The organism is Burkholderia sp. BCC1640 (assembly GCF_902833125.1).
GTDB classification, from domain to species: domain Bacteria; phylum Pseudomonadota; class Gammaproteobacteria; order Burkholderiales; family Burkholderiaceae; genus Burkholderia; species Burkholderia diffusa.
Genome location: NZ_CADFEF010000031.1, coordinates 32444 through 56136, shown reverse-complemented (window position 1 = coordinate 56136; position 23693 = coordinate 32444). Strand labels below are relative to the sequence as shown.

The 23693-nt window shown below is 63.6% G+C and carries 24 protein-coding genes and 2 pseudogenes; 20 read left to right on the top strand and 6 right to left on the bottom strand.

All coding sequences use genetic code 11. The features are described from left to right. The first annotated feature begins 12 nt into the window (after positions 1 to 12). The 3 genes and pseudogenes from HWX25_RS27145 to HWX25_RS27135 all read left to right on the top strand — a co-directional run. Positions 13 to 432, top strand: coding sequence for a cytochrome c (locus HWX25_RS27145; protein ID WP_236873285.1), 420 nt, complete (start codon positions 13 to 15; stop codon positions 430 to 432). Positions 433 to 550: 118 nt separating this feature from the next. Next, complete coding sequence (locus tag HWX25_RS27140; RefSeq protein WP_175911518.1) at positions 551 to 1186, top strand: thiol:disulfide interchange protein DsbA/DsbL; 636 nt, start codon at positions 551 to 553, stop codon at positions 1184 to 1186. A 317-nt stretch (positions 1187 to 1503) separates the two neighbouring features. Then, positions 1504 to 1716: pseudogene (locus HWX25_RS27135) on the top strand (transposase); the annotation flags it as partial. Here the strand turns inward: HWX25_RS27135 and HWX25_RS33540 are convergent. Then, positions 1700 to 1819: pseudogene (locus HWX25_RS33540) on the bottom strand (IS3 family transposase); the annotation flags it as partial. The pseudogenes HWX25_RS27135 and HWX25_RS33540 overlap by 17 nt on opposite strands. A gap of 331 nt (positions 1820 to 2150) precedes the next feature. Here HWX25_RS33540 and HWX25_RS27130 point away from each other — a divergent pair. From HWX25_RS27130 to HWX25_RS27100, 7 genes are all read left to right on the top strand, one after another. Further along, positions 2151 to 2681 carry a CS1 type fimbrial major subunit gene (locus HWX25_RS27130; protein ID WP_175911516.1) on the top strand — a complete coding sequence of 177 codons (531 nt, stop codon included), beginning with the start codon at positions 2151 to 2153 and terminating at the stop codon, positions 2679 to 2681. A 316-nt stretch (positions 2682 to 2997) separates the two neighbouring features. After that, a complete protein-coding gene (locus HWX25_RS27125) occupies positions 2998 to 5130 on the top strand; it encodes a TcfC E-set like domain-containing protein (RefSeq protein ID WP_175911549.1) in 2133 nt (710 codons plus the stop codon). Positions 5131 to 5160: 30 nt separating this feature from the next. After that, entirely contained in the window at positions 5161 to 5841 is a 681-nt protein-coding gene (locus tag HWX25_RS27120; RefSeq protein WP_175911514.1) for a pilus assembly protein, read from the top strand. Between the two features lie 8 nt (positions 5842 to 5849). After that, a complete protein-coding gene (locus HWX25_RS27115) occupies positions 5850 to 6311 on the top strand; it encodes a hypothetical protein (protein ID WP_175911513.1) in 462 nt (153 codons plus the stop codon). Positions 6312 to 6603: 292 nt separating this feature from the next. Continuing rightward, positions 6604 to 7422, top strand: coding sequence for a hypothetical protein (locus HWX25_RS27110; RefSeq protein WP_175911512.1), 819 nt, complete (start codon positions 6604 to 6606; stop codon positions 7420 to 7422). Between the two features lie 8 nt (positions 7423 to 7430). Continuing rightward, positions 7431 to 7979: a hypothetical protein gene (locus HWX25_RS27105; protein WP_175911511.1), complete on the top strand. Its 549-nt coding sequence runs from the start codon at positions 7431 to 7433 to the stop codon at positions 7977 to 7979. 92 nt (positions 7980 to 8071) lie between these two features. Next, a complete protein-coding gene (locus tag HWX25_RS27100; protein ID WP_244135295.1) occupies positions 8072 to 8782 on the top strand; it encodes a hypothetical protein in 711 nt (236 codons plus the stop codon). A gap of 508 nt (positions 8783 to 9290) precedes the next feature. Here HWX25_RS27100 and HWX25_RS27095 read toward each other — a convergent pair. Further along, the gene (locus tag HWX25_RS27095) at positions 9291 to 11144 is read right to left on the bottom strand and encodes an ABC transporter ATP-binding protein (protein WP_175911510.1); all 1854 of its coding nucleotides are present in this window, start codon (positions 11142 to 11144) and stop codon (positions 9291 to 9293) included. 354 nt (positions 11145 to 11498) lie between these two features. Here HWX25_RS27095 and HWX25_RS27090 point away from each other — a divergent pair, with 354 nt between their 5' ends. From HWX25_RS27090 to HWX25_RS27080, 3 genes are all read left to right on the top strand, one after another. Further along, positions 11499 to 11870, top strand: a complete 372-nt coding sequence (locus HWX25_RS27090; RefSeq protein WP_175911509.1) for a CidA/LrgA family protein — start codon at positions 11499 to 11501, stop codon at positions 11868 to 11870. Continuing rightward, on the top strand, positions 11867 to 12601 hold the full coding sequence (locus HWX25_RS27085) for an LrgB family protein (RefSeq protein WP_175911508.1): 735 nt from the start codon (positions 11867 to 11869) through the stop codon (positions 12599 to 12601). The genes HWX25_RS27090 and HWX25_RS27085 overlap by 4 nt, the downstream gene beginning before the upstream one ends. Positions 12602 to 12844: 243 nt before the next feature. Next, positions 12845 to 13159: a hypothetical protein gene (locus tag HWX25_RS27080; protein ID WP_059820816.1), complete on the top strand. Its 315-nt coding sequence runs from the start codon at positions 12845 to 12847 to the stop codon at positions 13157 to 13159. Between the two features lie 119 nt (positions 13160 to 13278). On the opposite strand, the gene wrbA is transcribed toward HWX25_RS27080, so the two are convergent. Together wrbA and HWX25_RS27070 are read right to left on the bottom strand one after the other, a co-directional pair. Continuing rightward, positions 13279 to 13881 (bottom strand): NAD(P)H:quinone oxidoreductase, encoded by a 603-nt coding sequence (wrbA, locus tag HWX25_RS27075; RefSeq protein WP_175911507.1) that lies wholly within the window; start codon positions 13879 to 13881, stop codon positions 13279 to 13281. Between the two features lie 61 nt (positions 13882 to 13942). After that, positions 13943 to 14668 carry a pirin family protein gene (locus tag HWX25_RS27070; RefSeq protein ID WP_175911506.1) on the bottom strand — a complete coding sequence of 242 codons (726 nt, stop codon included), beginning with the start codon at positions 14666 to 14668 and terminating at the stop codon, positions 13943 to 13945. A gap of 127 nt (positions 14669 to 14795) precedes the next feature. Here HWX25_RS27070 and HWX25_RS27065 point away from each other — a divergent pair, with 127 nt between their 5' ends. From HWX25_RS27065 to HWX25_RS27035, 7 genes are all read left to right on the top strand, one after another. Further along, complete coding sequence (locus tag HWX25_RS27065) at positions 14796 to 15680, top strand: LysR family transcriptional regulator (RefSeq protein ID WP_175911505.1); 885 nt, start codon at positions 14796 to 14798, stop codon at positions 15678 to 15680. A 253-nt stretch (positions 15681 to 15933) separates the two neighbouring features. Then, positions 15934 to 16917, top strand: coding sequence for a lysozyme inhibitor LprI family protein (locus HWX25_RS27060; RefSeq protein WP_244135294.1), 984 nt, complete (start codon positions 15934 to 15936; stop codon positions 16915 to 16917). 318 nt (positions 16918 to 17235) lie between these two features. Then, positions 17236 to 17649 (top strand): DoxX family protein, encoded by a 414-nt coding sequence (locus HWX25_RS27055; RefSeq protein ID WP_059449243.1) that lies wholly within the window; start codon positions 17236 to 17238, stop codon positions 17647 to 17649. 163 nt (positions 17650 to 17812) lie between these two features. Next, a complete protein-coding gene (locus HWX25_RS27050) occupies positions 17813 to 18757 on the top strand; it encodes an SDR family oxidoreductase (RefSeq protein WP_175911503.1) in 945 nt (314 codons plus the stop codon). A gap of 728 nt (positions 18758 to 19485) precedes the next feature. Further along, on the top strand, positions 19486 to 19815 hold the full coding sequence (locus HWX25_RS27045) for an H-NS histone family protein (RefSeq protein WP_175911501.1): 330 nt from the start codon (positions 19486 to 19488) through the stop codon (positions 19813 to 19815). Between the two features lie 267 nt (positions 19816 to 20082). After that, on the top strand, positions 20083 to 21330 hold the full coding sequence (locus tag HWX25_RS27040; protein ID WP_175911499.1) for an MFS transporter: 1248 nt from the start codon (positions 20083 to 20085) through the stop codon (positions 21328 to 21330). Positions 21331 to 21407: 77 nt separating this feature from the next. Then, positions 21408 to 21974: a DNA-binding protein gene (locus tag HWX25_RS27035; protein WP_175911497.1), complete on the top strand. Its 567-nt coding sequence runs from the start codon at positions 21408 to 21410 to the stop codon at positions 21972 to 21974. A gap of 39 nt (positions 21975 to 22013) precedes the next feature. On the opposite strand, the gene HWX25_RS27030 is transcribed toward HWX25_RS27035, so the two are convergent. After that, a complete protein-coding gene (locus tag HWX25_RS27030) occupies positions 22014 to 23132 on the bottom strand; it encodes a polyamine ABC transporter substrate-binding protein (RefSeq protein WP_175911496.1) in 1119 nt (372 codons plus the stop codon). Positions 23133 to 23325: 193 nt separating this feature from the next. Further along, positions 23326 to 23547, bottom strand: a complete 222-nt coding sequence (locus HWX25_RS33535; RefSeq protein ID WP_244135293.1) for a hypothetical protein — start codon at positions 23545 to 23547, stop codon at positions 23326 to 23328. Positions 23548 to 23693: the final 146 nt, after the last annotated feature.

The following is a 23693-nucleotide window of genomic DNA, read 5'->3' as shown; positions in this document are numbered from 1 at the left end:
GGAGATCAGAGCATGAATCGTCAAGCGTTTCGTCTGGCTTTGATGTGGGGCATTCCGGTCGTCATTGGTGTGACGATGGCGGCGGCATGGATGCCAGAAGGGGGCTTCGACTGGCGGCGGCATCCAGAGCGGGTCGTGAAGATTCCGTCGGTAGATGCGGTGTTGCCGGTCAGCGCCGAGCGGTTTCCGCCGGGGCAGGGATCGGAGATCGCGAACGCGCAATGTCTGATTTGTCACTCGACGGGCATGGTGACGCGCCAGCCGCCTTTGACCGAAAAGGAGTGGGCCACGATCAGCAACAAGATGCGGCTGTCGTACGGCGCGCCGCTGCCAGCCGAGCAGGTCGATGCGCTCGCGAAGTACTTGTACAGCATCAACGGGCGCAAGGAAGCGGGGAAGGGGCCGTCGGTTGTGGATATGCAGGGGAGTTGAGTGCACCGACGAAGAAGTGCCGCGCGTTGCCGCGGCGCCCCGTAAATAGAAATCCGGCATCGGTGCGGCGGGAGTTTCCAACACGTTTCGCGCCGGTTGCCGGCACAAGGGAAACACGATGAAGAAAGAGTGGGTGCGGGCCGCGTTGATCACGGCGCTAGTCGTTGTACTTCAGGGCGGTCTCGATGTGCAGGCGGCGCAGGCGGGTGTTCGGACGCTCGATACGCCGGTACCGGTCAGCGTGCCGGCCGGCAAGGTCGAAGTCGTCGAATTCTTTCATTTCGGCTGCCGGTACTGCCGGTTGCTCGAACCGACCCTCGCGACCTGGCGGGAAAAGCAGGGCGACAGGATCGTGTTCCGACGTGTGCCGGTCGCGCCAGTTCCGCAATTGCTCCCGTATGCGAAGCTCTATCACGCGCTGGTTGCGTTGCACCAGGAGGCGTTGATTCCGGCCGCGTTCGATGCGATTCACGGGGGTAGCAACCGCTTGCTGACCACGGAACAACAAATGGCGTTCGTTTCCGCACACGGCGTCGATCCGCAGCGCTTCGCCGTAATGGTCGATTCGCCGGCGACGCAACGTGCGCTTCAGGCGGACCGGCAAATGTGGGAAGCGTACCGCGTGCGCGCGGTGCCGATGTTGGTTGTACAGGGGAAGTACAGCCCCACGATGGGCACCGGGCCGGCCGAGACAGTCGATGCGCTTGATCGCATCGTTGCCGATCAAATGAACGAGCATCAACGTGACAGATAATGGTTCGTACACGAACTGCACGATACAGCACATTCCGTGCGTTTGTGGTGCTGGGCAGGTCCTCTCGAAGTAGTAAGAGATGCCGCGGGGGAACCAAGCCATGTCCGCTGCTGCGCCATCTCGCGCAGCCGTTGCCGCAGTTCGTGGTCGGCGACAGACGGCGCCGGCCGTCGGAACGTCCGGCGATTGAGCTCAATGAGCGCGCGCACGTCCGGCGCTCCGAATAGTCGCGCTGTTCAATCACCTGCTGCACGGCTTCCCGGCGCGGTGTGGGCGAACTCACTTTTTTCCGAGAACACCCTGCAGGCCCCCGATGGCAAGGCTTCGCGCAAAGCCTGCGCGATCTGGCTTTGGCTTCCCTGCCGGTACCAAGCTACACGGCGCTGTGCCTTCGCGCGCAAACACTCGAGATCCAACTGCCGATCGTTCACGACAGCGACCCGATCCATCTGGCGGGCGACAGTTCGGGCATGAAGGTCGACGGCGAATGGAACGTGCTCCAGCCTGGCCATAGGCGATCTCGCGCATACACGACCGAAGCTTCGGACGAGGTTCCTTGACGCTTCTGTAGTACTGAACGCTGCGCAGTCGCATTACAAGCCGACAGGGCCGCCTCATCGTCAATCCGTAATGGCTCGTCGCATCATCCTCACGTCTCGTTTTGTCTCGTCTCTGCGCATGTAACGCTCGCGGGAAGCCTCCCGTTCGACTCCGGGGAATTTTTTTGGGGCTCGATGAATTGTTAAATTAATCTATCAATCACCGCGAAAATTTCCGGAAGAACGCCTTTTTCGCTCTTACTTGTCATATCTATTCCAATAATATTTTCTGACTTGTCTTATTTAAGAGGAGTTGGGAATCCGGAAAATTGCTTTCCTGTGGGGTGTGCATTCCACGCATTGCGTGTCGACCTTAATTTTAAATCGGCATTTATTTTTTTAAACGGCTTTATAGAGATTAGCTGATGAAACTCAAGCAACTCGTTCTGGCACTGGGCGTGACCTCGGCACTGTTTGGCATCGTAAACACGGCTCATGCCGATACGGTGTCGAAGAAAATCACGCTGACCGCGCGAATCGACGACGGCATCTTCGTGTCGAAGCCCGACGGCTCGACCTGGTACAGCACTGAAGAACTGCAAGCAGACGACCACACGCAGACGAAGTTCTCGAAGACGCTGCCGGTTCGCGTATGGTCGAAGAACGCGGACTTCAACATTTCGCTGGCCCAGCCGCTGAAACTGTCAAACGGCAAGTACGAAATGAAGAATGCCGCGGTCACGATGTCGAGCAACAGCGGCGACGCAGCTGTCACGTTCGGCACGGCGCAGAAGATCACTCAGACGGTCGCGGGCAACGGCGGCTTTGACGAAATTCACGACATCAAGATCAACGTCGAGGCGCCGACGAAAGTCGGCACCGTGAGCACGAGCGGCAGCTACAGCGGCGATCTGGTCATGGTTTTCGAACCTCTGGCAACTGCACCGAAGCCCTAACGGGAAGCACTCATTGAGCACGAACGGCAGCTGCCGCCGCGCTCAGGCCATGGTTTTCGAACCTCTGGTAATTGCAGAAATGATGAAGTAAGCGCTAACCGGAAGCCCTCATTGCAGGGCTTCCTGATTCGCTCCAGCCGAAAAAAATCGCTTATGTCCGTTCCTCCTCTTCCCCCATAGATTAAGCGTGTACGCCGATCAAGTCCCTTTTCGTCTCAACAAGCTGTGGGTAGGTGCGTTTCTCTTCATCTCGTCGCAGGCATTTGCAGATCTGAAGATTTCGTATGGAATCCCTGAGGGGTTCAGTGCGGCCGAAATGGATGATGCGGCGAATTACGTTGCGACGTTCAACGGGCGGACACTGCCGGGCTTTATTGGTTTTTCGCAAGCGGATGGCGTGCTGACGTTCGACGCCGCGAAATTCCAAGAAAATGGAATATCGGCGGAAGATGTCTCGACGCTCAAGCGAGTCGTCTCGCAACTGGATTACAAGCGTTGCAGCAAGGGCTGCGACCTGGAGATAGACGGTTATCACGTGACCGTCGACAAGATGAGACGATCGATCTCGATCCGCGACGCGCGCGAGGATTACATAGCGCCGCCGACGAATCTGGGTATCGTCAACAATCAGTCGATCGATCTCCGCGCCGCGTCCGACGGCTATCGCGCGGCGAATATCAACGGCAACACCTGGGTCGGGCTTCCATCGCAAAGCTTTGGCTATGCGAACTGGTATGCAAACCAGACGACGGCGCGCGGCCACAGTGGTAGCGACCGCGGCGTGTCGTCGTATTACTTGCAGAAGAACTTCGCCAGCACGTATGTTCGGGCAGGCAAGCAAAACAGTATCGACTATACGTCGGGCTCCGTCAGCACGCTGCTGTCGCCGAGCTTCGACCACTTCGTGACGATCGGCAGTCAGGCACACCTGAAGGTGAACACTAACGCCGGTTCGCTGATCCTTTATGCGACAGCCGAAGGTAATTACGAGTTTTACCGCAACGATCGCCTGATTTTGAAGCGGCCGGCATCGATCGGGCGTAATGAAATCAGCTTTGTCGACTTGCCGGGCGGCTACTACCCGGTCGAGGTCCGGCTCGTCGACCGCAACGGCAACGTGGTTAGCCGCGAGCGTCGTGAAGTCAACAACCTCAATTTCGGCGCCTCCGGCAGCAATGCTTGGCATTTCACCGCGGGCAAGGAGATGGGTAGCGGCGGGTATTTGCTCGAAGCTGCCGTGAGTCGCAACCTGAAGCAGTTCTATGTGAATGCTTCGATGCTGGCCGGCCACGGCGGCAAATGGGCGGCAGAAATCAATATCACGCGCCCGACGCAGATCGCCGGTATCGATGTTACCCCGACGCTCGGCGTGCTGAGCGGCGAGCGCGGAGTCGGCGGTTACGTGAACATCTCGATGGCCAGCGAGGCACTGGGCAGTCTGACAGTGAGCCGCTACCAACGCACGAATGTGTCGCGCTTTTACAGTGGGCAGCCGAGTACGAGCGCATCCTACAGTCGCAACATCGGAAAGGCGATCGTCGGATACAACTACCAGCAGTCGGGGTTCGGCGGTGCTTCACATCAGGCGGAGGTCCGCTGGAACTACCGGCCGAACGGCTTATGGGCCATGTTCGCACTCGGCGTGCAGAAGGGGGGCTACCAGAACGGCAACGGCGGCTACGGCGTGTACTTCAACACGACGATGACGCTGGACAAGGTTCAGGCAAGCTTCAACGCCGCGCATGCGGGTGGGCAGACCCAGTTGAGCGGCGATGTCCGCAAGGATTTCGTCAACGGCTTCGGCACATCGACCATTGGCGTCACGGCCAATCGGGTCGGCAGCAACTACGGCGTCAACCTCTACGGTACGCGGTCCGGTACGCGTGGCGATGTTTCGCTTAACCTCGGCACGAGCAATGGCGGCAGCAATGCCGACTTCAACTATCGCGGCATGGTGGCAGCGAGCAAGGACGGCGTGGCTGTCGGACGTTACAGCGCGAGCGGCAGTGCTTTATTGCTCAAGACACCGAATATGGACGGCATGAAGTATGGCTTCAATGTCGAAGGCAGCCCGGTAGCGGGAGGCGGAACATACGCTGTGCCGCTCAACGCGTACAGCGACGTGTCGTTTGCACGTGTGTTCAGCGACAACGCGAAGCTGGACATGAACATCGAGGTGCCGGCAAACGTCGTTCGAGCCCATCCGGGGCAGGTTTATTCGGCGAAGGCGCGCGTCGACATCAGCATGATCTACAGCGGCTTCCTGACGGACGAGAGAGGCAAGCCCGTCAGCGGCAGGATCGCCGAGACGGGCGACGTGGCGTACCGGAACGGGCTGTTCTCGATCGTGAGCAAGAAGATGCTGCGGCTCGTCACCGTTGAGCAAGAAGGGCGACGCCTGACATGCGATCTGACGGAGGAAAGCGGCAACTACTTCCGTTGCAAATGACGACCCGGTCAATTTCAGAGAGGAAATGCAATGAAACGTAATACCCCGCTTTCGCTGTTGTTCGGCTTGGTGATGGCAGCTAGCCAGTTTGCCCATGCCGAAGGCGAGTTGATGGTCATGCCGGTGTCGACGCAGGTCTTCAACGCGCACGAACAGACGGTGACCGTGAAGAACATGGGCGATGCGCCGCTCTATTTGAACATCAACGTGCAGAAGGTCACGAATCCCGGTGTGACGCCGGAAAAGAAGGTGAATCTGGGCGAGGTCGCCCGCCCGGGCATGCTGGCGAGCCCCGACAAGCTGACGCTCGGCCCGGGCCAGACGCGATCGATCGTGTTGAAATCGCTGGGCGAGCCGGAGCTGGAAGAGCTTTACCGGTTGTACATCCTGCCGGTCAGATCGCTGAAAGTCGACAACGCGCCGGACGACAAGATCACCGCCCCCATGTCGGTGGCGATTGGCTACGGCGTGCTGGTGCGGCACATGCCGGCACCGGGCAAGCAGAAATCCGCGTGGACGCATCGCTGCGAAAACGGCGGATTGACGCTGGAAAACACGGGGAATATCCGCCAGATCTTTACCGACGTCGTGTATGACAAGGCGAAGCCTGCGCAGACCCTGGCTGTCTTCCCCGGGACGCCGCAGCATTTTCCGGCCCGGCAGATGACGTTGCGTGTGGACGATGTGGCAAAAACGCTGGTGTGTCCGTGACGAGGCGCATGAACTGGGTTCCGGCGGCGCTCGCGGTGCTGTGCTGCGCCGGCTGTCATGCGGCGGGTATTCTGAAGTTATCGCGCACCGAATTGACGCTGGCGCCGGACAAGCCCGCGAGCGAGCTGTGGGCGACAAACATCGGCGACACGCCGTTGTATCTCGACATCACCCAGCAGTTGGTGATCAACCCGGGGCAAGTGCCGGAGCAGCGGATGCTGGTTGAGGAGGTTGAGCGGCCCGCGTTACTGGTTTTGCCCCGGCGGTTGGTACTCTCGCCCGGGCAGCGATATCGGATGGTACTGAAGGAGATTTCGGTGCCGGGACAGAATCAGGTATGGCGGGTGACATTCCGGCCGCGCGAGCGCGTCGCGGTCAGAGCCGATCAAAAGGAAGGCACGACGGCGCCGCTGCTTGTCAGTGTTGGCTATGGCGTCGTGATCTACCAGATGAACGGTCAGGGGGGGTAACGCCTCGCAGTTTGCGATGATGGTGTATGCGTCTGGTTGTCGATGTCGAGTCGCAGACAATTGAGCTTGTTTCTCAAATATTTATCAGCATGGCGGTACCTGACGCCGTGCCAGGGGAATGCCAAAGGTGTTGTTAGATAAAGTGAAATGTCCGAAATGGAAGCTATTGACGATGTGCGCCCTTTTTTTAGTATGCACGCATGCGAGCGGGAGTTCTTTGGTGCCCGCGAGCTTAATCAATGGATATAGCGATTGTTCATGGATGGACAACGGAGATGGAACGAGCAGCTTCATGGTCTCGATCGATTTCAAGAAAATGGCCCCTAGTAGTGGCAGCGTGGGTAGGGTATTGATCGTTCATACTTATGACGGAAATGGAAACGTTTTGGTCAAACGTCCAAGCGGCGTTTTTTTGAATGGCGTTGTAACTGCTTGGGGATGGCAAGACAATCCTCCCGGTGGAAGATCTTACGGCTATGGTCAATCCGAAGATTGGGTCAATACCGAACCGTTTATCGGAGTAGCGAGTGTACGAATGGATAACAGCAAAATTGCGGATTGGCCGGCTATCGGAATTATGGCTGCACAGAGTTTTTCTGATGGTTATCCAGGTTATTATGAAAATACCGGTTCCGTATATATCCGCGTTGGAGAGACCGGGGGGGCATGTACAGTTGTGAACCCGAATTCACCCCAGCCGCTGGATATCGCAGTAAACGTGACGGCACCGGACTGGAATCTGGGCGAGTTACCGCGGGGGGAATCGGAAAAATCGTTTCCCGAGATTGCGAATCAACTTTGCTTCACTTACTCCGGACCGAAGGTCAAAGGCAAGAATTTCGTCATCAACGCGAGCGACGCCAACGGCGTCGTCGCTAACCGGTACAGGCTTAAGAACGTGGCCGATGCGTCGCAGCTGATCCCGTACGACATCACGCTGGACAGTGGCACATCGGCCCTGTCTCTGCCAAACGCCTCGAATGCCGCGTTGCCGTTCGACAGCTCTGGCAAGACGTGTTTCGTGCCGACATTCAAGACCACCGTGGACGCCAAGGTGAAAGAGGGCGATTACAGCGATGTGCTGACGTTCACCGTAGTGGTCAAACCGTAGGAGCGAGCATGCCAAAGCGATTTATGAGGAAGTGGCTGTGCGTTGTGCTGATGCTGCCTGTGGTCGTGCAGGCGCAGACGGTAAAACTGACCGGCAAAACGACAAGCAAGATCACCGCCCACGTAACACGGCCCAACAATCTGTTTGTCACGAACGATTCGGGCGGGTGGTTCGATCATGGACTGGAAATGCAGCAACTCGGCGGCTGGGATACGCCCTACGAGGTGCAGGCACGGTTGAAGCTCGTGTCGAGCAGCGGAACCTTCCAGGTTCGCCTGGATTCACCGCTGACGATCACGCATCAATCGAATCCGGAGTTGGAATTTCGCGCGCCGACGGTCAAGCTGGGTATCGAAGGCGGCGCATCAAAGCCGCTGCTGGTCGGGCAGGCCACGGAGTTCCAGAACCCATCCGCGCCGGTTGAGGGAGTCGATTCGGTCGGGTATTACAACCTCAACATTGCCGCCTATCCTCCCGCCGGCGAATTCAAGAGCACTGCTGGCACGTACAGCGGCGTGTTGTCGATGACATTCGAGCCCGTGATCAAGACACCCTAACGGCCGACGTGTCGTCGAGCGTTCATCGGTCAAGCAAGATTCGGCGGCGAGCGTGCCGGCACAGTGAAGGGTTATTTGAAGGATATCTCCGCATGAACGAAAAATCATCCGTGTTCTTGCGCGCATTCAGTGCGATGGCGCTGACCATCCCGTTCTCGGCGATCGCGGCGATCGACATGATGCCGAAGGACGCGACAGTGAGGGATGAGGGCACCTCGGTCAAGGTGATCAACAATGGAGATCGCAACGAATACGTCAGCGTAACGCTGTCACGCCTGTTGAATCCCGGTGTGCCGCTGGAAAGCGAACGTCTTGAACCCGTCAGTAACGCCGTGCAGCCGACACTTTATGCATATCCATTCCGGATCAGCTTGGCTCCCGGGCAGACGAAGGTCATCACGCTCAAGGCACTGCGCGCGGTGGAGACGGAAACCCTCTATCGACTCGATGTGAAACCAGTAGTTAAGGTGCTGGGGGCCGATCATACAAAAAAGTCGTCTGCAAGCGTGGTCACCAACCTCGCCTTCAGCGGGATTGTTCGCCAATTGCCGGCGAAGCCCCGCGAGGGGCTCTCGGTCTCGTGCGAAACGTCCGGCGTGAAGCTGACGGCGAACGGAAATGTTCACTATCGAGTGGAAGGTGCCAAAGCGGACGGCCAAAGCCTCGACAATTTCAACGTTTATCCCGGCACCCCGATTCCGGTGACGGGACGTATCGTGGAGATTCCCGGCTATCCCGTCTGCAACGCGGTGGCCAGACCGAATGGATCGCTTCCAGCAGGGCGGGGCGTGCTCGAGTGGTGAGGTGTCGTCAAGTCCAAGTGAGTCGCGATGTCTAGCCGTAGCCTTTCCGGACTCTGTGGAAGAACTATCCCGCCTGTCGTCGATAAGGAGGTGTCTGCACGGAAGCTGTCTTTGGAAGCGCGCGTGATCTGCTATCGGTATGGGCAGTTTGAGCGCTGCAGCCTCGAGCGCCGGTCGGCGCGCGATTACGTGCAGAAGGTCACGAATTCCGGTGGACGCCGGAAAAGAAGGTGAATCTGGGCAAGGGCGCCCGCCCGGGCATTCTAGCCGCCGTGTGTTGCACGAGCAGTCCGGCCGCTGGCGTGCTGAAACTGTCCCGAACCGAGGTTACGTTGGAAGAGGGGAAACCCGCCAGTGCACCGATCGGGCCGATCCGGCCCGCCCTGAAGAGCCGGAATTTTCCACTTAAGACCGGGACGGAATTTGGGCCACCCGCATCAAACCGGCTCAACGACGCGCGCCATCGTGCATCCGCGCGCGTGGCGAATGCCCGATGCGTTGTCGTGCGTTACTGCGCCGCCCCCTCCGCATCCGCCGTCTCGCCGAGGAACCCGCCGCTCTGGTGCGCCCACAGCGCCGCATAGATGCCGCCCGCCTGAAGCAGCTGCAGGTGCGTGCCTTCCTCGACGATGCGCCCTTCGTCGAGCACGATCAACCGGTCCATCGCCGCGATCGTCGACAGCCGGTGCGCGATCGCGATCACCGTCTTGCCGCTCATCAGACCGTCGAGGCTGCGCTGGATCGCGACTTCGACTTCGGAGTCGAGTGCGCTGGTCGCTTCGTCGAGCACGAGGATCGGCGCATCCTTGAGCATCACGCGTGCGATCGCGACACGCTGCCGCTGACCACCCGACAGCTTCACGCCGCGCTCGCCGACCTCGACGTCGTAGCCGCTGCGCCCGTGCCGGTCGCGCAGCCGGTCGATGAAGTCGGACGCTTCCGCGCGCACGGCCGCGTCGTGCATCTCTTGCTCGGTCGCGTCGGGGCGGCCGTACAGGATGTTCTCGCGCATCGTCCGGTGCAGCAGCGACGTATCCTGCGTGACCATCCCGATCGCCGCGCGCAGGCTGTCCTGCGTCACGTGCGCGATGTCCTGTCCGTCGATCCGGATCGCGCCGTCGTCCACGTCGTAGAAGCGCAGCAGCAGGTTCACGAGCGTCGACTTGCCGGCGCCCGAGCGGCCGATCAGGCCGATCCGCTCACCCGGCCGGATCGTCAGGTTCAGCCCGTCGAACACCGCGCGCTCGTTGTCCTCGTGCGCGAAGCTCACGTTGTCGAACACGATGCCGCCGCGTTGCACGGCGAGCGCCTTCGCGTCGGGTGCGTCGACCACGCTGCGCACCTTCGTCAGCGTGTTGATGCCGTCCTGGACCGTGCCGACGTTCTCGAACAGTTCGGTCATCTCCCACATGATCCAGTGCGAATAGCTCGACAGGCGCAGCGCCATCGCGATCACGGCCGCGACCACGCCCGCGCTCGCCTCGCCGTGCAGCCACAGATAGAGCGCGAGGCCGGTCGAGCCGACCAGCAGCAGCGTCGACAGCAGGTGGTTGACGACCTCGAACGCGCTGACGAGCCGCATCTGCGCATCGCCGGTCACCTTGAACGCCTCCATCGCACGCCGCGCGTGGTCGGCTTCCCGGCGCGTGTGCGAGAACAGCTTCACGGTCGTGATGTTCGAATAGGCGTCGGTGATGCGGCCCGTCATCAGCGCGCGCGCGTCAGCCTGCCGGCTACCGACCGCACCCAGGCGCGGCACGAAATACGCGCACGCCACGCCGTAGCCGAGCGCCCACAGCGCGAGCGGAATCATCAGCCGCCAGTCGAAGCTCGCCGCGAGCGCGAGGATGCCGATCAGGTACGCGCCGACGCCGATCACGACGTCGACCGACATGAACAGCGCGTCGCGCACGGCGAGCGCGGTCTGCATGATCTTGGTCGTCACGCGGCCCGCGAACTCGTTCGCGTAGAACGAAAGGCTCTGATCGAGCATCAGCCGGTGAAACAGCCAGCGCAGCCGCATCGGGAAGTTGATCGCGAGCACCTGGTGCTTGATCATCGTATGCAGCGCGATCAGCAATGCGCTGCCGGCAAGGATCGCCGCGAAGCCGGCGAGCGTGCCGAAATGCCGGCCGCCGAATTCGGCCGGCGTCGCCGACGACAGCCAGTCGACCACGCGCCCCATCATCGCGAACAGCACGGCTTCGTACGCGGCGGTCGCGGCCGACGTCAGCGCGATCAGCAGGATCCAGCCGCGCGCGCCTTTCGTGCACGCCCAGACGAACGAGAAAAACCCCTTCGGCGGCGTGGCGGGATCCTCGAGCGGGAACGTCGGCAGGCGCCGTTCAAACCACGAAAACATTGAACCTTCTCCTTGATGCGGCGCGGGCAGGTGGCCCGGCCGCTCATGCATGTCTCATGTGCGCCGTGCGGCGCGCATTCGTTGCGAACGAATCCATGACTCGATCGCGCCGTGCGTAGGCGACGCATCCGCGTGCGCGCGGATTGCATCGTTTTCGCATCGTCCGGCGGCAAGTGTCGCATCGATTCGATCCGGCTGCAGGGCGGTTGCCCGCAGTCGCGCGCCGCGCCGACAGCCCGCCCGGCAGCCTTTGTTGATACGATCGCGCGTATCGTCCACGCCGGCGCGACACGCCGCCGGCTGATCGGTCGCGCGTCTGCACGAGCGCGCAGCCATGTTCGGGAGAAGCGCTTCATGCTGCAGGCGTTCGCGGTCTTGCTGACCTTCCAGTGTCTCGGGGAAGGGGTGTCCTATCTGTTCGGCCTGCCGGTGCCGGGCCCCGTGATCGGCATGCTGCTGCTGTTCGGCTTCGTGATGCTGCGCCCGCAGATGGCCGACGCGATCGAGCCGACTGCGCTCGAACTGCTGCGCCACCTGTCGCTGCTGTTCGTGCCGGCCGGCGTCGGCATCATGGTGTCGGCCGACCGCGTGCGCGGCGATGCGCTCGCGGTCGTCGTCGCGCTGGCGGTGAGCACGTCGCTCGCGATTGCCGTGACCGCGCTCGTCACGCGTGCATTGCTGCGCCGCCAGCGGCGCGCGGACGGCACGGCGGAGGGCACGCAATGACGGCCTTCCCGAAACTCGGCGCGATCTGGGTCTACCTCGCCGCGACTCCGTTGCTCGGCCTGACGATCACGTTGATCGCGTACCTGATTGCACAGGCCGTCTATACCCGCGCGCGCTTCAACCCGCTCGCGAATCCGGTGCTGATCGCGGTCGCGCTGATCGTCGTGCTGCTGACGATCACGCACACGCCGTATCCGACGTATTTCGAGGGCGCGCAGTTCGTCCACTTCCTGCTTGGCCCGGCGACTGTCGCGCTGGCGCTGCCGCTGTACCGCCAGTGGTCGAAGCTGCGGCGCGCCGCGGTGCCGCTGCTCGTCGGGCTGCTGGCCGGTTCGCTGACCGCGATCGTGTCCGCGGTCGGCATTGCCGCGCTGTTCGGCGCGTCGCACCAGACGATCGCGTCGCTCGCGCCGAAATCCGCGACCACGCCGATCGCGATGGCCGTCGCGCAGGAAATCGGCGGGATTCCGTCGCTGACCGCCGTGCTGGTGATCTCGACCGGGATTTTCGGCGCCGTGTGCGCCCGCGCGATCCTGAACGCGTTGCGCATCGAGGAGCCGGCCGTGCGCGGTTTCGCGCTCGGCGTCGCGTCGCACGGGATCGGCACAGCGCGTGCGTTCCAGGTCAGCGAGGAGGCCGGCGCGTTCGCCGGCCTCGGGATGGGGCTGAACGGCGTGCTGACCGCATTCGTCGTGCCGATCCTGCTGCCGGTGCTGTCGCGCTGGATCTGAGCGGCGCCGGGTGCCGGCGGCGCGCGATGCTATCGGTTTCCCTGATGGCACGTGCGCCACGCCGTCTGGCCGGGCGCCTGCCGCGCATGTATCGTTGCCGTTATCAGGAGAATTCAGGAACCGGCACGGACATTTGCGCAGCGATCGGCTAACGTTGCATCGGCGCCGTGGTCGCACGCCGACGTCCGTCGCGTGCGTGCCGGCGTTCGACCCACAACCAACAATCGACAAGGAGATCCGGCCATGACGAAGTCTCGCGTGGTTTCGGTGGCAGTGGCAGTAACGGCGTCGTTCGGTCTGCTGTTGACCGCCGCGCCGGCGGCATATGCGCAGGATCCGGCGTCCGCGCCGACGCAGAAGCAACTCGACAAGGCGCAGAAGAAGGCAGCCCGCAAGGCGGCCCGCGCGCGCCACGCGAAGGACCTGAAGGCGATCGGCACGGGCAGCGGCTACCGGCTGACCAACGATCAGAGCAACTATCCGCAGAACGCGGTCGAGAAGGCGCCCGCGACGAAGGCGGCGCCCGCTGCGCCCGCCGCGCCGGCATCGGGCCAGTAACGGCCTGCGTTCGCGCGACGGAAAACGGCGCCGGGTCGAACCGGCGCCGTTCGTTCTCGTGCGTGCCGCGCAGGCGGCGTGCGGCGCGGTCCCGGGCTTCCCGGGAGGGAGCGCCCGCGTTACGACGCGAGCTTCGCGGCGAGTTCCGCGACGTGCTTGCCCTGGTAGCGCGCGATGTCGAGTTCGTTCGCGCTCGGCTGACGGCTGCCGTCCGCGCCCGCGAGCGTGGTTGCGCCGTACGGCGTGCCGCCCGTGATTTCGTTCATGTTGACGAGCCCGCTGCACGCATAGGGCACGCCGACGATCACCATCCCGTGGTGCAGCAGCGTCGAGTGGAACGACGTGATGGTCGTTTCCTGGCCGCCGTGCTGCGTGCCGGTCGACGCGAACACGCTGCCGATCTTGCCGACGAGCGCACCCTTCATCCACAGGCCGCCGGTCTGGTCGAGGAACGTGCGCATCTGGCCGGCCATGTTGCCGAAGCGGGTCGGCGTGCCGAAGATGATCGCGTCGTAGCTCGCGAGTTCGTCCACGGTGGCGACGGGTGCGGCCTGGTCGACCTTGACGCCGATCGCCTTCGCCTGGTCGACGGGAATGGTTTCAGGCACGCGCTTGAGCGTGACCTCGACGCCGGGCACCGATTTCGCGCCTTCCGCGACGTGCTGCGCCATCGTTTCGACGTGCCCGTAGGACGAGTAGTAAAGAACGAGTACCTTGGCCATGTTGCGAATCTCCGAATAAGAAGGCCCCGCGTTCAGCGGGGCCCGATGTTCCGAACGGGCGTCATGCCCACTCGGCCGTCACTTCGACCGGACGCAAATCGAATACCAGCACTTCGGCATCCTTGCCATCCGTGAACGTCAATACCTGCTCGTCGCGGATACGTGCGCCGTCGCCTTCGCCGAGCGTCACGCCGTTGACCGTCACGCTGCCGCGTGCGACATGCACGTAGGCGAAGCGGTCCGGTGCGAGTTCGAGCGTGGCGCGCTCGTCGCCGTCGAACAGGCCCGCGTAGATCCGCGTGTCCTGGCGGATCTTCAGCGAACCGCCGCTACCGTCGGGCGACACGATCGGCGTGAGCTTGCCGCGCTTGTCGTCCGCCGCGATGTTCGTCTGCTGATAGCGCGGCTCGGCACCCTTCTCGGACGGCCCGACCCAGATCTGCAGGAAGTGGACGGGCGTCTCGTGCGAGTGGTTGAACTCGCTGTGACGCACGCCGGTACCCGCGCTCATCAACTGGACGTCGCCCGGCACGATCACCGACCCGGCGCCCATGGAATCCTTGTGCTCCAGCGCACCGTCGAGCACGTACGACAGGATTTCCATGTCGCGGTGCGGGTGCGTGCCGAAGCCGCGGCCCGGCGCGACGCGGTCGTCGTTGATGACCAGCAGGTCGGAGAAGCCGACTTGCTTCGGATCGTAGTAATTCGCGAAAGAAAACGTGTGACGGGAGCTGAGCCAGCCATGCTCGGCACGGCCACGTTGGTTTGCTGCACGAGTCTCGATCATGATTTTTTCCTGGATTTGGCCTGCCCTCGGAAGTGGGGCCGGCTGTTCGTTGAGATGAATCTTAGGTCAATCGATTTGACAAATAAATGGCTGTAGAGATAATGACTGTCACTTTGAGGTGGACAATATGGAACTCAACGACCTGAGGATCTTCGTCGCGACCGTCGATGCGGGCAGCTTCACGGCGGCGGCCGACCAACTGATGCTGTCCAAGCAGTTCGTGAGCCGGCGCACGATGGCGCTCGAGGCAGCGCTCGGCGTGCGTTTGCTGCATCGCAATACGCGCAATCTCGCGGTCACGGAATCGGGGCACGAGTTTTATGCGCGTGCGCAGCGGATCCTGGCCGAGGTCGCCGACGCCGAGCAGGCGATGTCGGTGCGCAGCACCGAGCTGCACGGCTCGCTGAAGATCAGCGCGCCGCTGTCGTTCGGGATCACGCATGTGTCGCCGCTGATCGCCGAATTCCTGTCCGCGCATCCGGCCGTGCGGCTCAACGTCGACCTGACCGACCGGCGTGTCGACCTGATCGGCGAGGGCTTCGATCTCGTGCTGCGGATCGGCACGCTCGAGGATTCGACGCTGATCGCGCGGCAGCTCGGCGCGTGGGAGATGATCGCGTGCGCGAGCCCCGCTTACCTGAAGCGCCACGGCACGCCGGCGACGCCGGCCGACCTCGCCGGCCACACGTGCCTGATGTATGGGCGCGAGCGGCGCGTCGGCTGGGAGTTCCGGGTCGACGGTGCGGCGCGCACGTTCGACGTGCAGGGGCCGCTCGTCGCGAACAACGGCGAAGTCGTGCGCGACGCGGCGATCGCGGGGCTCGGCATCGTGCTGCTGCCGCATTTCATCGTCGGCGCGGCGCTCGACAGCGGCGCGCTCGTGCCGGTGCTCGACGCGTATGCGCCGTCGCCGATCACGCTGAATGCGGTGTTTCCGCAGCACCGGGAAGGGTTCGTCACGCTGCGCACGTTCATCGGGTTTCTGGCGGAGCGGTTGGGCGCGCGGGGGTAGCGCGCCGATTGATCGGCGGCGCGCATTCGCGTTAGGCTTCGCCGGGGGCGCGGGCCGACAGCGCATGCCGGGCCGGGTATTTTTACCTCGAACGAATCGGGCACGTACATCGGGCACGTAGCTTCTACTCACCGCCATCCACGACGAGTCCAGTCCAATGACAATGAAGAATCGATCGAATGCTCGCGCGGGCGAGCGAGGGCAGGCTGCACTTCACGGCCGGCATGCGTGGAGCACGAACCTGCGATCCGTCATGATGTTGGCAATGCTTACGATCTCGCCGATTGCCGCGCACGCGGCCAGCTTCGATTGCGCGAAAGCCGTTTCGCCAACCGAAAAGGCGATCTGCGCGGACGCCGGGCTGTCGTCGCTCGACGGCGAGCTGGCGGCGGCATGGAAAAAGGCGCTCGCAAAAGGCGGCGATACGGCCGCGCTGAAGGCCGCGCAGCTGAAATGGCTCAAGCAGCGCGATCGCTGCGGCAACGATGCGTCCTGCCTCGGCGACCGCTATCGCGAGCGGCTCGCGATCCTGAACGGCACGTCGCTTGCGGCCGACCGCTGGCAGCAGACGTGGTATCGCGACAGCGCGAACCCGTCCGTCGGCGGCGTGCTGACGTTCACCGGCACGGCACCGCGTCTTCACTTCGAATTGAGCGGCAACAACGGCGCGAATACCGGCGGACTCAGCGGCGATATCGAATTGCACGGGGACAGCGCCACGTTTCGCCAGGATCGATGCCGGCTCGATTTCAGCCGCAAGGGCGGGCGCGTGCGGGTCGCACAGCAGGGCGGCGATGCCGATTGCGGCGCCGGTGCGGGCGTCGTGTATTCGGGCGACTACGTGACGGCGTCGAAGGCGCAGGCGAGCCAGGCGGCGGATCTCGTGACCCTGAAGGTGCTGGCGGATGCACGGCAGAACGCGATCGCGCACAAGCTGCTGGGCGCCGATTATCAAACGCTCGTCGACACGGTCAACTCCAGCGCGGACGAACAGGATCTCGACGGCCTGAATGCCGGCGTGAAGTCGTACTGGGTACGCGGCATCGCGACGACGAACGCCGCGATCGTGATGCGCCGGGGCACCGATTTGTGGATCGGTCTGCTGGTGTTCGATGCGCAAGACAAGGTGCGGATGCGCTATTACACGAGCGCGCCGGCGTGGAAAAAGACCGTGCCGAAGACCATTCGCGCATGGCATGACAATCTCGACAAGACGCTGCCGGTCGATTTGATGTGATCCGGCGGGCAGGCGCGCCGGCCAATGTGCCCGGCCGCGGATGACGCGTTTGTTACGTGACAATTGTCCACTCAATCGCGACAGCCAATCTTGTTTCGACGGATTGATGATTTTCGGTGAGACAGTAGACTGCACCCGTGCTTCGCCAGAACCGCTCCGCAGCGCGCCACGACGGCGCGACGGGGCGGATTCCTCGGCAGCGGGCCGGCCGGCCCGCCGTTCGATCGTGCGAGGAGGGTTCGTTGCCGATCCGTGGGTTCGCCGTTGCGGCGGCCATCGGCACCGAATGCGTCAAACCGTCAATTCAAGGTGATTGCTATGCGTTACGTTTCGCTGGAGTCGAAGAAGGACGAGCTGCTGCTGGCGGCTCGCGTGCTGATGATGATCCTGTTCGTGCTGTTCGGCTGGCAGAAGCTGAACGGCTTCTCGGGCACGGTCGCGTACATGGCCTCGACGGGCGCACCGTCGCCCGAGCTGTCGGCGGTGATCGCGGTGGCGGTCGAACTGGTCGGCGGCGCGCTGATCGCGGTCGGGTTCTACACGCGTCCGCTTGCGCTGGTGTTCGCGGTCTACACGCTCGCGACCGCGTTGATCGGGCATCGCTACTGGGCGCTGCAAGGCATGGACCAGTATCTCGCGATGATCAACTTCTACAAGAACATCAGCATCATCGGCGGGTTGCTGTTGCTCGCGGTGAGCGGGCCGGGGCGCTATTCGTTCGACCGGAAGTAAGCGGGCGCGAGGCTTCGTGCCGCACGACAGGCCCGGTGCGCGCAATCGCGCATCGGGCCTTGTTTTCATCACGCGCACGTCGTCGACGTGCGATCGAAATCGACATCGGTTGCGTGTTCTCGTATAGATTGGGGGCCCTCACTCCCTTTCATCGTTGGCCACCGTGTCGCATCCGACCATCCTTCTCATCGGCGCGTCCGGCCTGCTCGGCCGTGCGGTTGCCGCATCGCTGTCCCGCGAATCGTCACTGACGCCGATCGGAACGATCCGTAACCCGGACACCGCGGGCGCCCGGCGCCTCGCGTTGCCGCCGGAAAACGTCGCCCGACTCGACGCGCTCGATCAGCCGGCGCTCGAACACCTCTTCGCAACTCGCCGACCGGCCGCCGTGATCATCTGCGCCGCCGAACGCCGCCCGGACGTCTGCGAACGCGACCCGGCCGCCGCGCGTGCGATCAACGTCGACGCACCGGCCCGCATCGGCGCGCTCGCGGCGCGCTACGGCGCGTGGACGCTCGGCATCTCCACCGACTACGTGTTCGACGGCAAGGCCGCGCCGTACCGCGAAGACGCCGCGCCGAACCCGCTGAACATCTACGGCCGCACCAAGCTGGAAGGCGAGGCCGCGTTGCTCGCCGCATCGCCGCTTGCCTGCGTGCTGCGGCTGCCGTTGCTCTACGGGCCGATCGTCGACTGGCGCGAGTCGGCCGTCACGAGCCTCGTGCCGGCGATCGTCGCGTCCGCGCGACCGGGTGCGGATGCGGTCGGGATGGACGCATGGGCGATCCGCTATCCGACCTACACGCCCGACGTCGCGGCGGTCATTCGCGACCTGACGCTGCGCCATCTCGCGGGCTCGTCGGTCACGGGCATCCGTCACTGGTCGGGCGAGGAGCCGATGACGAAGTACGACATCGCGCAGCGGATCGCGGTCGCGCTCGGCGTCGATGCGGCGCTTGCACGGATCGACACGCCGGCCGACGCGACGCCGCGTCCGTACGATTGCCACCTGGATGCGTCGCGCGTGCGCGCACTCGGGATCGATCATGCGACGCCGTTCGCGACCGGGCTGCAAGCCGTGCTGCGCGACGCGCCGCCGCTGCCGTAAGCGCGTCGAACCGTGATGCCGCGACGCATGGCAGCGGTCATCGCAGGTGCACGGCAAGACGCCACGCCGCGCAACATTCCCGCTCGGCGGGGAACGTCGAGGCTGCGGGGCGGTGCGTCGGGTTCGCCGATGGCTTGACGCAATCGAACAATCACGAGAGCAGAGAGCGCCCATCGCGCTACGTCTTCGTATCGGATTCAATCGCGTGCACGACCTCGTGCGTGCCCGTTCCCGGCCAGGCTACCTTCTGGCCGCGTTGCCCGGAGACGTGAAACGTTACGTCATCCATATCGACGCCGAAACGTTGCACGCGCCGCGCGCGGCCAGCGCGGTCGTCAGATCGGGGCCGCGCGCGGCACGAAGCTGCATGCGCTGTTCGCGCGAGTTGCGTGGAACGGGTGCCGCTTCGGCACGTAAACCGCCGCACCGGCGCCGACGCGCGCGGGCTGGCGAAGGCAAGTGTGCGCCGGACCGCAAAAGTCCTCGAACATGACGGATGCGCACTGCTATCATTCGCGCCATGCCGCGCCTGTGCAAGGTGCGGCGCCATGTGTTGCGTGCCGATGCCGTGCGGTTTTCGACGATGGCGTGGCGTTCGGTACACTTCGAAAGCGTTACAGGTCCAGGCAAACGATTCACATATCGCAACACCGATTGGCGGAACTTCGTGATAGGTTCGGCCGTCGGAGGTTTTTTTGAATAAAAACATGCCCAAAGAGGATGAATACATGACCCAGGCCCTGCAGGATCTCGAAGCACAACTTCGGGACCTGAATATCAAGCTGTCGGAAGCCAAGCAGAAGGAGAAGCAAGCCGCACTCGCGGCATTCAAGGAGCAGGTCGAGTTGTTGGGCATCTCGCAGCAGGAAGTGCTGAGCGCCCTCGGCTACATCGTCCAGCGCAAACGCAAGGCGCCTGCCAAGTATTACGATCCGACGACCGGCCGCTCGTGGTCGGGCCGTGGCCCCCGTCCCAAGTGGCTCGAAGGCAAGGATCTCGATACGCTGATCGTCGACCGCGAAGCCAAAACCTGGTGGCCCGGCGACGATCAGGGCTGAGGCTGCCCCGCACCGGCACCGCTCCGGTGCCGTTCGACCCGCGCCGGCGGCGACGCCGGCCTCCCAACACCCGCTTCATCGCGTTCTTTCGGTGTCCCGCCTGACTGCGGATCGCCGGCTTCAATGTCTTTCAAATTTATTACCGACGCTGCCTGCTTCCGTTCCCGGAAGCGGGCAGCGCGGCGCTTTTCGCGTGCGCGCGTCCGGCGCCCGTGATGCGCGGGAACAGGCTTTAGAATGTCGCCCGGACATTTCCGGCAGGACACCATGGCAGCAAACATGAAATCTTCGGCGCTCGGCGATCCGGCGACGCCGCGCGGCGAGCAGGTCGGCGCGTACGCGTGGAAGGCGCTGGCCGGTTCGGCGATCGGCTACGCGATGGACGGCTTCGACCTGCTGATCCTCGGCTTCATGCTGCCGGCGATCACGGCGGCATTGCAGTTGACGCCCGGGCAAGGCGGCGCGCTTGTCACGTGGACGCTGATCGGCGCCGTCGCGGGCGGCATTCTGTTCGGTGCCCTGAGCGACCGCTACGGCCGCGTGCGCGTGCTGACCTGGACGATCGTGCTGTTCGCGATCTTCACCGGCCTGTGCGCGTTCGCCCAGGGTTTCCGGGATCTGCTCGTGTATCGGACCATCGCCGGCATCGGCCTCGGCGGCGAGTTCGGAATCGGCATGGCGCTCGCGGCCGAAGCGTGGCCGGCGAGCAAGCGGGCGCGCGTGTCCTGCTACGTCGCGCTCGGCTGGCAGGCTGGCGTGCTGCTGGCCGCGCTGCTGACGCCGTTGCTGCTGCTCCACATCGGCTGGCGCGGGATGTTCGCGGTCGGGGTGCTGCCCGCGCTGCTCGCGTGGCTGCTGCGCAACCGGCTGCACGAGCCGGAAGTCTTCGTGCAACGCGCGGCGCGGCCGCGGGCCAACGCGTTCCGGATGCTCGTCGCCGACGCCCGCACCGCGCGCACGAGTCTCGGCATCGTGATCCTGTGCTCGGTCCAGAACTTCGGCTATTACGGGATCATGATCTGGCTGCCGACCTTCCTGTCGAAGCAGATGGGTTTCTCGCTGACGAAGTCGGGGCTGTGGACGGCGGCGACTGTCGTCGGGATGATGATCGGCGTCTGGACGTTCGGGCAGCTCGCCGATCGCATCGGCCGCAAGCCGACGTTCCTGCTGTACCAGCTCGGTTCGGTCGTGACGGTCCTCGCATATGCGCGCCTGACGGACCCGACGGCGATGCTGTGGGCCGGCGCGCTGATGGGGATGTTCGTCAACGGGATGGTCGGCGGCTACGGCACGCTGATGTCCGAAGGCTATCCGACCGCCGCGCGCGCGACCGCGCAGAACGTGCTGTGGAACATCGGTCGCGCGGTCGGCGGCTTCGGGCCGGTGGCGGTCGGCGCGCTCGCCGCACACTACTCGTTCCAGACGGCGATCGCGCTGCTCGCCGGCCTCTACGTGCTCGACATGGTCGCGACGCTGTTCCTGATCCCCGAGCTCAAGGGCGTCGAACTCGAATGACGACGCGCGGCGCGCGCCGGGATTCGCGACCTGGCGCCACGCTTCGGTTCAATTCAACTTCATCACTGGAATTCACGATGCAACGCAACAACCGAACGATCGGCGTGATGGGCTCGGGCAAGGAACCGTGGCTCGCGTTTTCCGAGCCGCTCGGCGCGTGGCTCGCGCAGGCTGGCTTCAACCTGCTGACGGGCGGCGGCCAGGGCGTGATGCTGGCGGTCGCGCGTGCGTTCGCCGGCGTGCCGGGACGGGCGGGCCGGTCGATCGGCATCCTGCCGACGCAGGCCGATCCGCACGCGGGCTTCGCGCCGCTCGACGGCTATCCGCATCCGTTCGTCGAGATACCGATCCTCACGCCGCTGCCGCGCCGCGAACCGGGCGCCGATCCGCACACCATCAACCGGAACTACGTGAACGTGCTGAGCAGTGACCTGATCGTCGCGCTGCCCGGCGGGCACGGGACGGCCGAGGAGATCGCGCTCGCGCGGCAATGGCGCAAGCCGCTCATCTGCCTCGGACCGGACGGCGCGTTTCGGGAGCTTGCCGCGGGCGCGAAGTGTACGTCGTCGCTCGATGACGTGATCCGGTTCATCGACGCCACGTTCGCGGCCGCGTTGCCGCATGCGGAGCGGGTGCAGCGATAGGGTGGCCGTGGCCGTTGCTGCCCGTCGCGAGCTGCCCCGTCAGCGCCCGGTCTTCAGTTGCGCCCACAACCGGTTCTGGAGCCGGCGGATCTCGGGCGGCATCGGTTTGAGCAACGTCATCTTGCTCAGTACCTCGTCGGCCGGATAGACCGACGGATCGCGCGCGATCGCGGGCTTCACGAACTGGCGCGCGGCCTTGTTCGCGGTCGGGTAGAACACCGCGTTGGTGATCCCCGCGTTGACCTTCGGGTCCTGCAGGTAGTTGATCCACTTCAGCGCGGCGTCGCGGTTCGGCGCGTCCTTCGGGATCACCATCATGTCGAACCACAGCAGCCCGCCTTCCTTCGGATTCGCGAAGCGGATCTCGTACGGACGCTTCGCTTCCGCTGCCCGGCGATGCGCGATGCCGACGTCGCCGGAATAGCCGAACGACACGCACAGGTCGTTGTTCGCGAGATCGTTGATGTAACCCGACGAGTTGAACTGCGTGATGTACGGGCGCACCTTCTTGAGCACCTCGTACGCGGCGCGGTAATCGGCCGGATTCGTGCTGTTCGGATCCTTGCCCATGTACTGCAGCGTCGCGGCGAACACGTCGACGGCCTGGTCGAGGAACGATACGCCGCAGCTCTTCAGCTTCGCCATGTTGGCCGGGTCGAACACCAGCGCCCAGCTGTCGACCGGCGCCTTGTCGCCGAGCGCTTTCTTCACCGCCTGCACGTTGTAGCCGATGCCGTCGGTGCCATACGCCCACGGCACGCCGTACTGGTTGCCCGGATCGGCGTCGGCGACCATCTTCATCAGCAGCGGATCGAGGTGCGACAGGTTCGGCAGCTTCGTCTTGTCCAGCGGCTGGTAGACGTTCGCCTGGATCTGCTTGGCCATGTAGTTCGATGTCGGCACGACGATGTCGTAGCCGGAGTTCCCCGACAGCAGCTTCGCCTGCAGCGTGTCGTCGCTGTCGTAGTTGTCGTAGCGCACGTGCAGGCCGGTCTGCTTCTGGAAATTCGGGATCGTGTCCGGCGCGATGTAGTCGGACCAGTTGTAGATATTCAGCTCGCCGACCGCCTGGGCGTTCGTGCTGCCGAAGGCGGCGATGCCCGCGACGGACATCATGGCGGCGGTTGCGATGGCGAGGCGAAGGGTGCGGAGTTGCATGGCATGTCTTCCGTATTGGAGCGCGCGGTGCTCGGCGGTTGGCGAGTCGCCGCGCCACGGTTCAAGGGTGGACGTGTGTAACCGGCCGGCATTCGAAACGAGCGCCGGCGCTGCATGATGATCGGGAGTCCATTCGGTCTACGAAGCGAATCGCGCAGACACGATGCGCAGGTCGAACGGAAGGGACGGGGTGCTAAGGCAGGAGCGATGCCACGTCGTCGGTGTGGATCGCAACGAACGCGCGTGCGGCGACGGCGTTGTGACGGCGGACGGAACGGCGGGACAGGATGGTATAGATCGACAGATGCTGGCGAGGACTCTGCCGGCGGTCACTGTCGTCGGCGGACGAGATCGCGACGCGCACGTTGCGCGCATCGCCTCGTCTCCACCGCACCAGCGGGCCACGGATTCTCACGATTACTCTCGACCGGGTTGTTGAAAGTATTGAACACCTGGCGACTTGCGGACGCTTGCCGTTTCGTGCTTCGATCGTCGCGTTTGCCGCGCGGAGATATCGAAGCGTTAAAGCAAAACGAAAGCACTTTGCAAAGTGGAATCGCC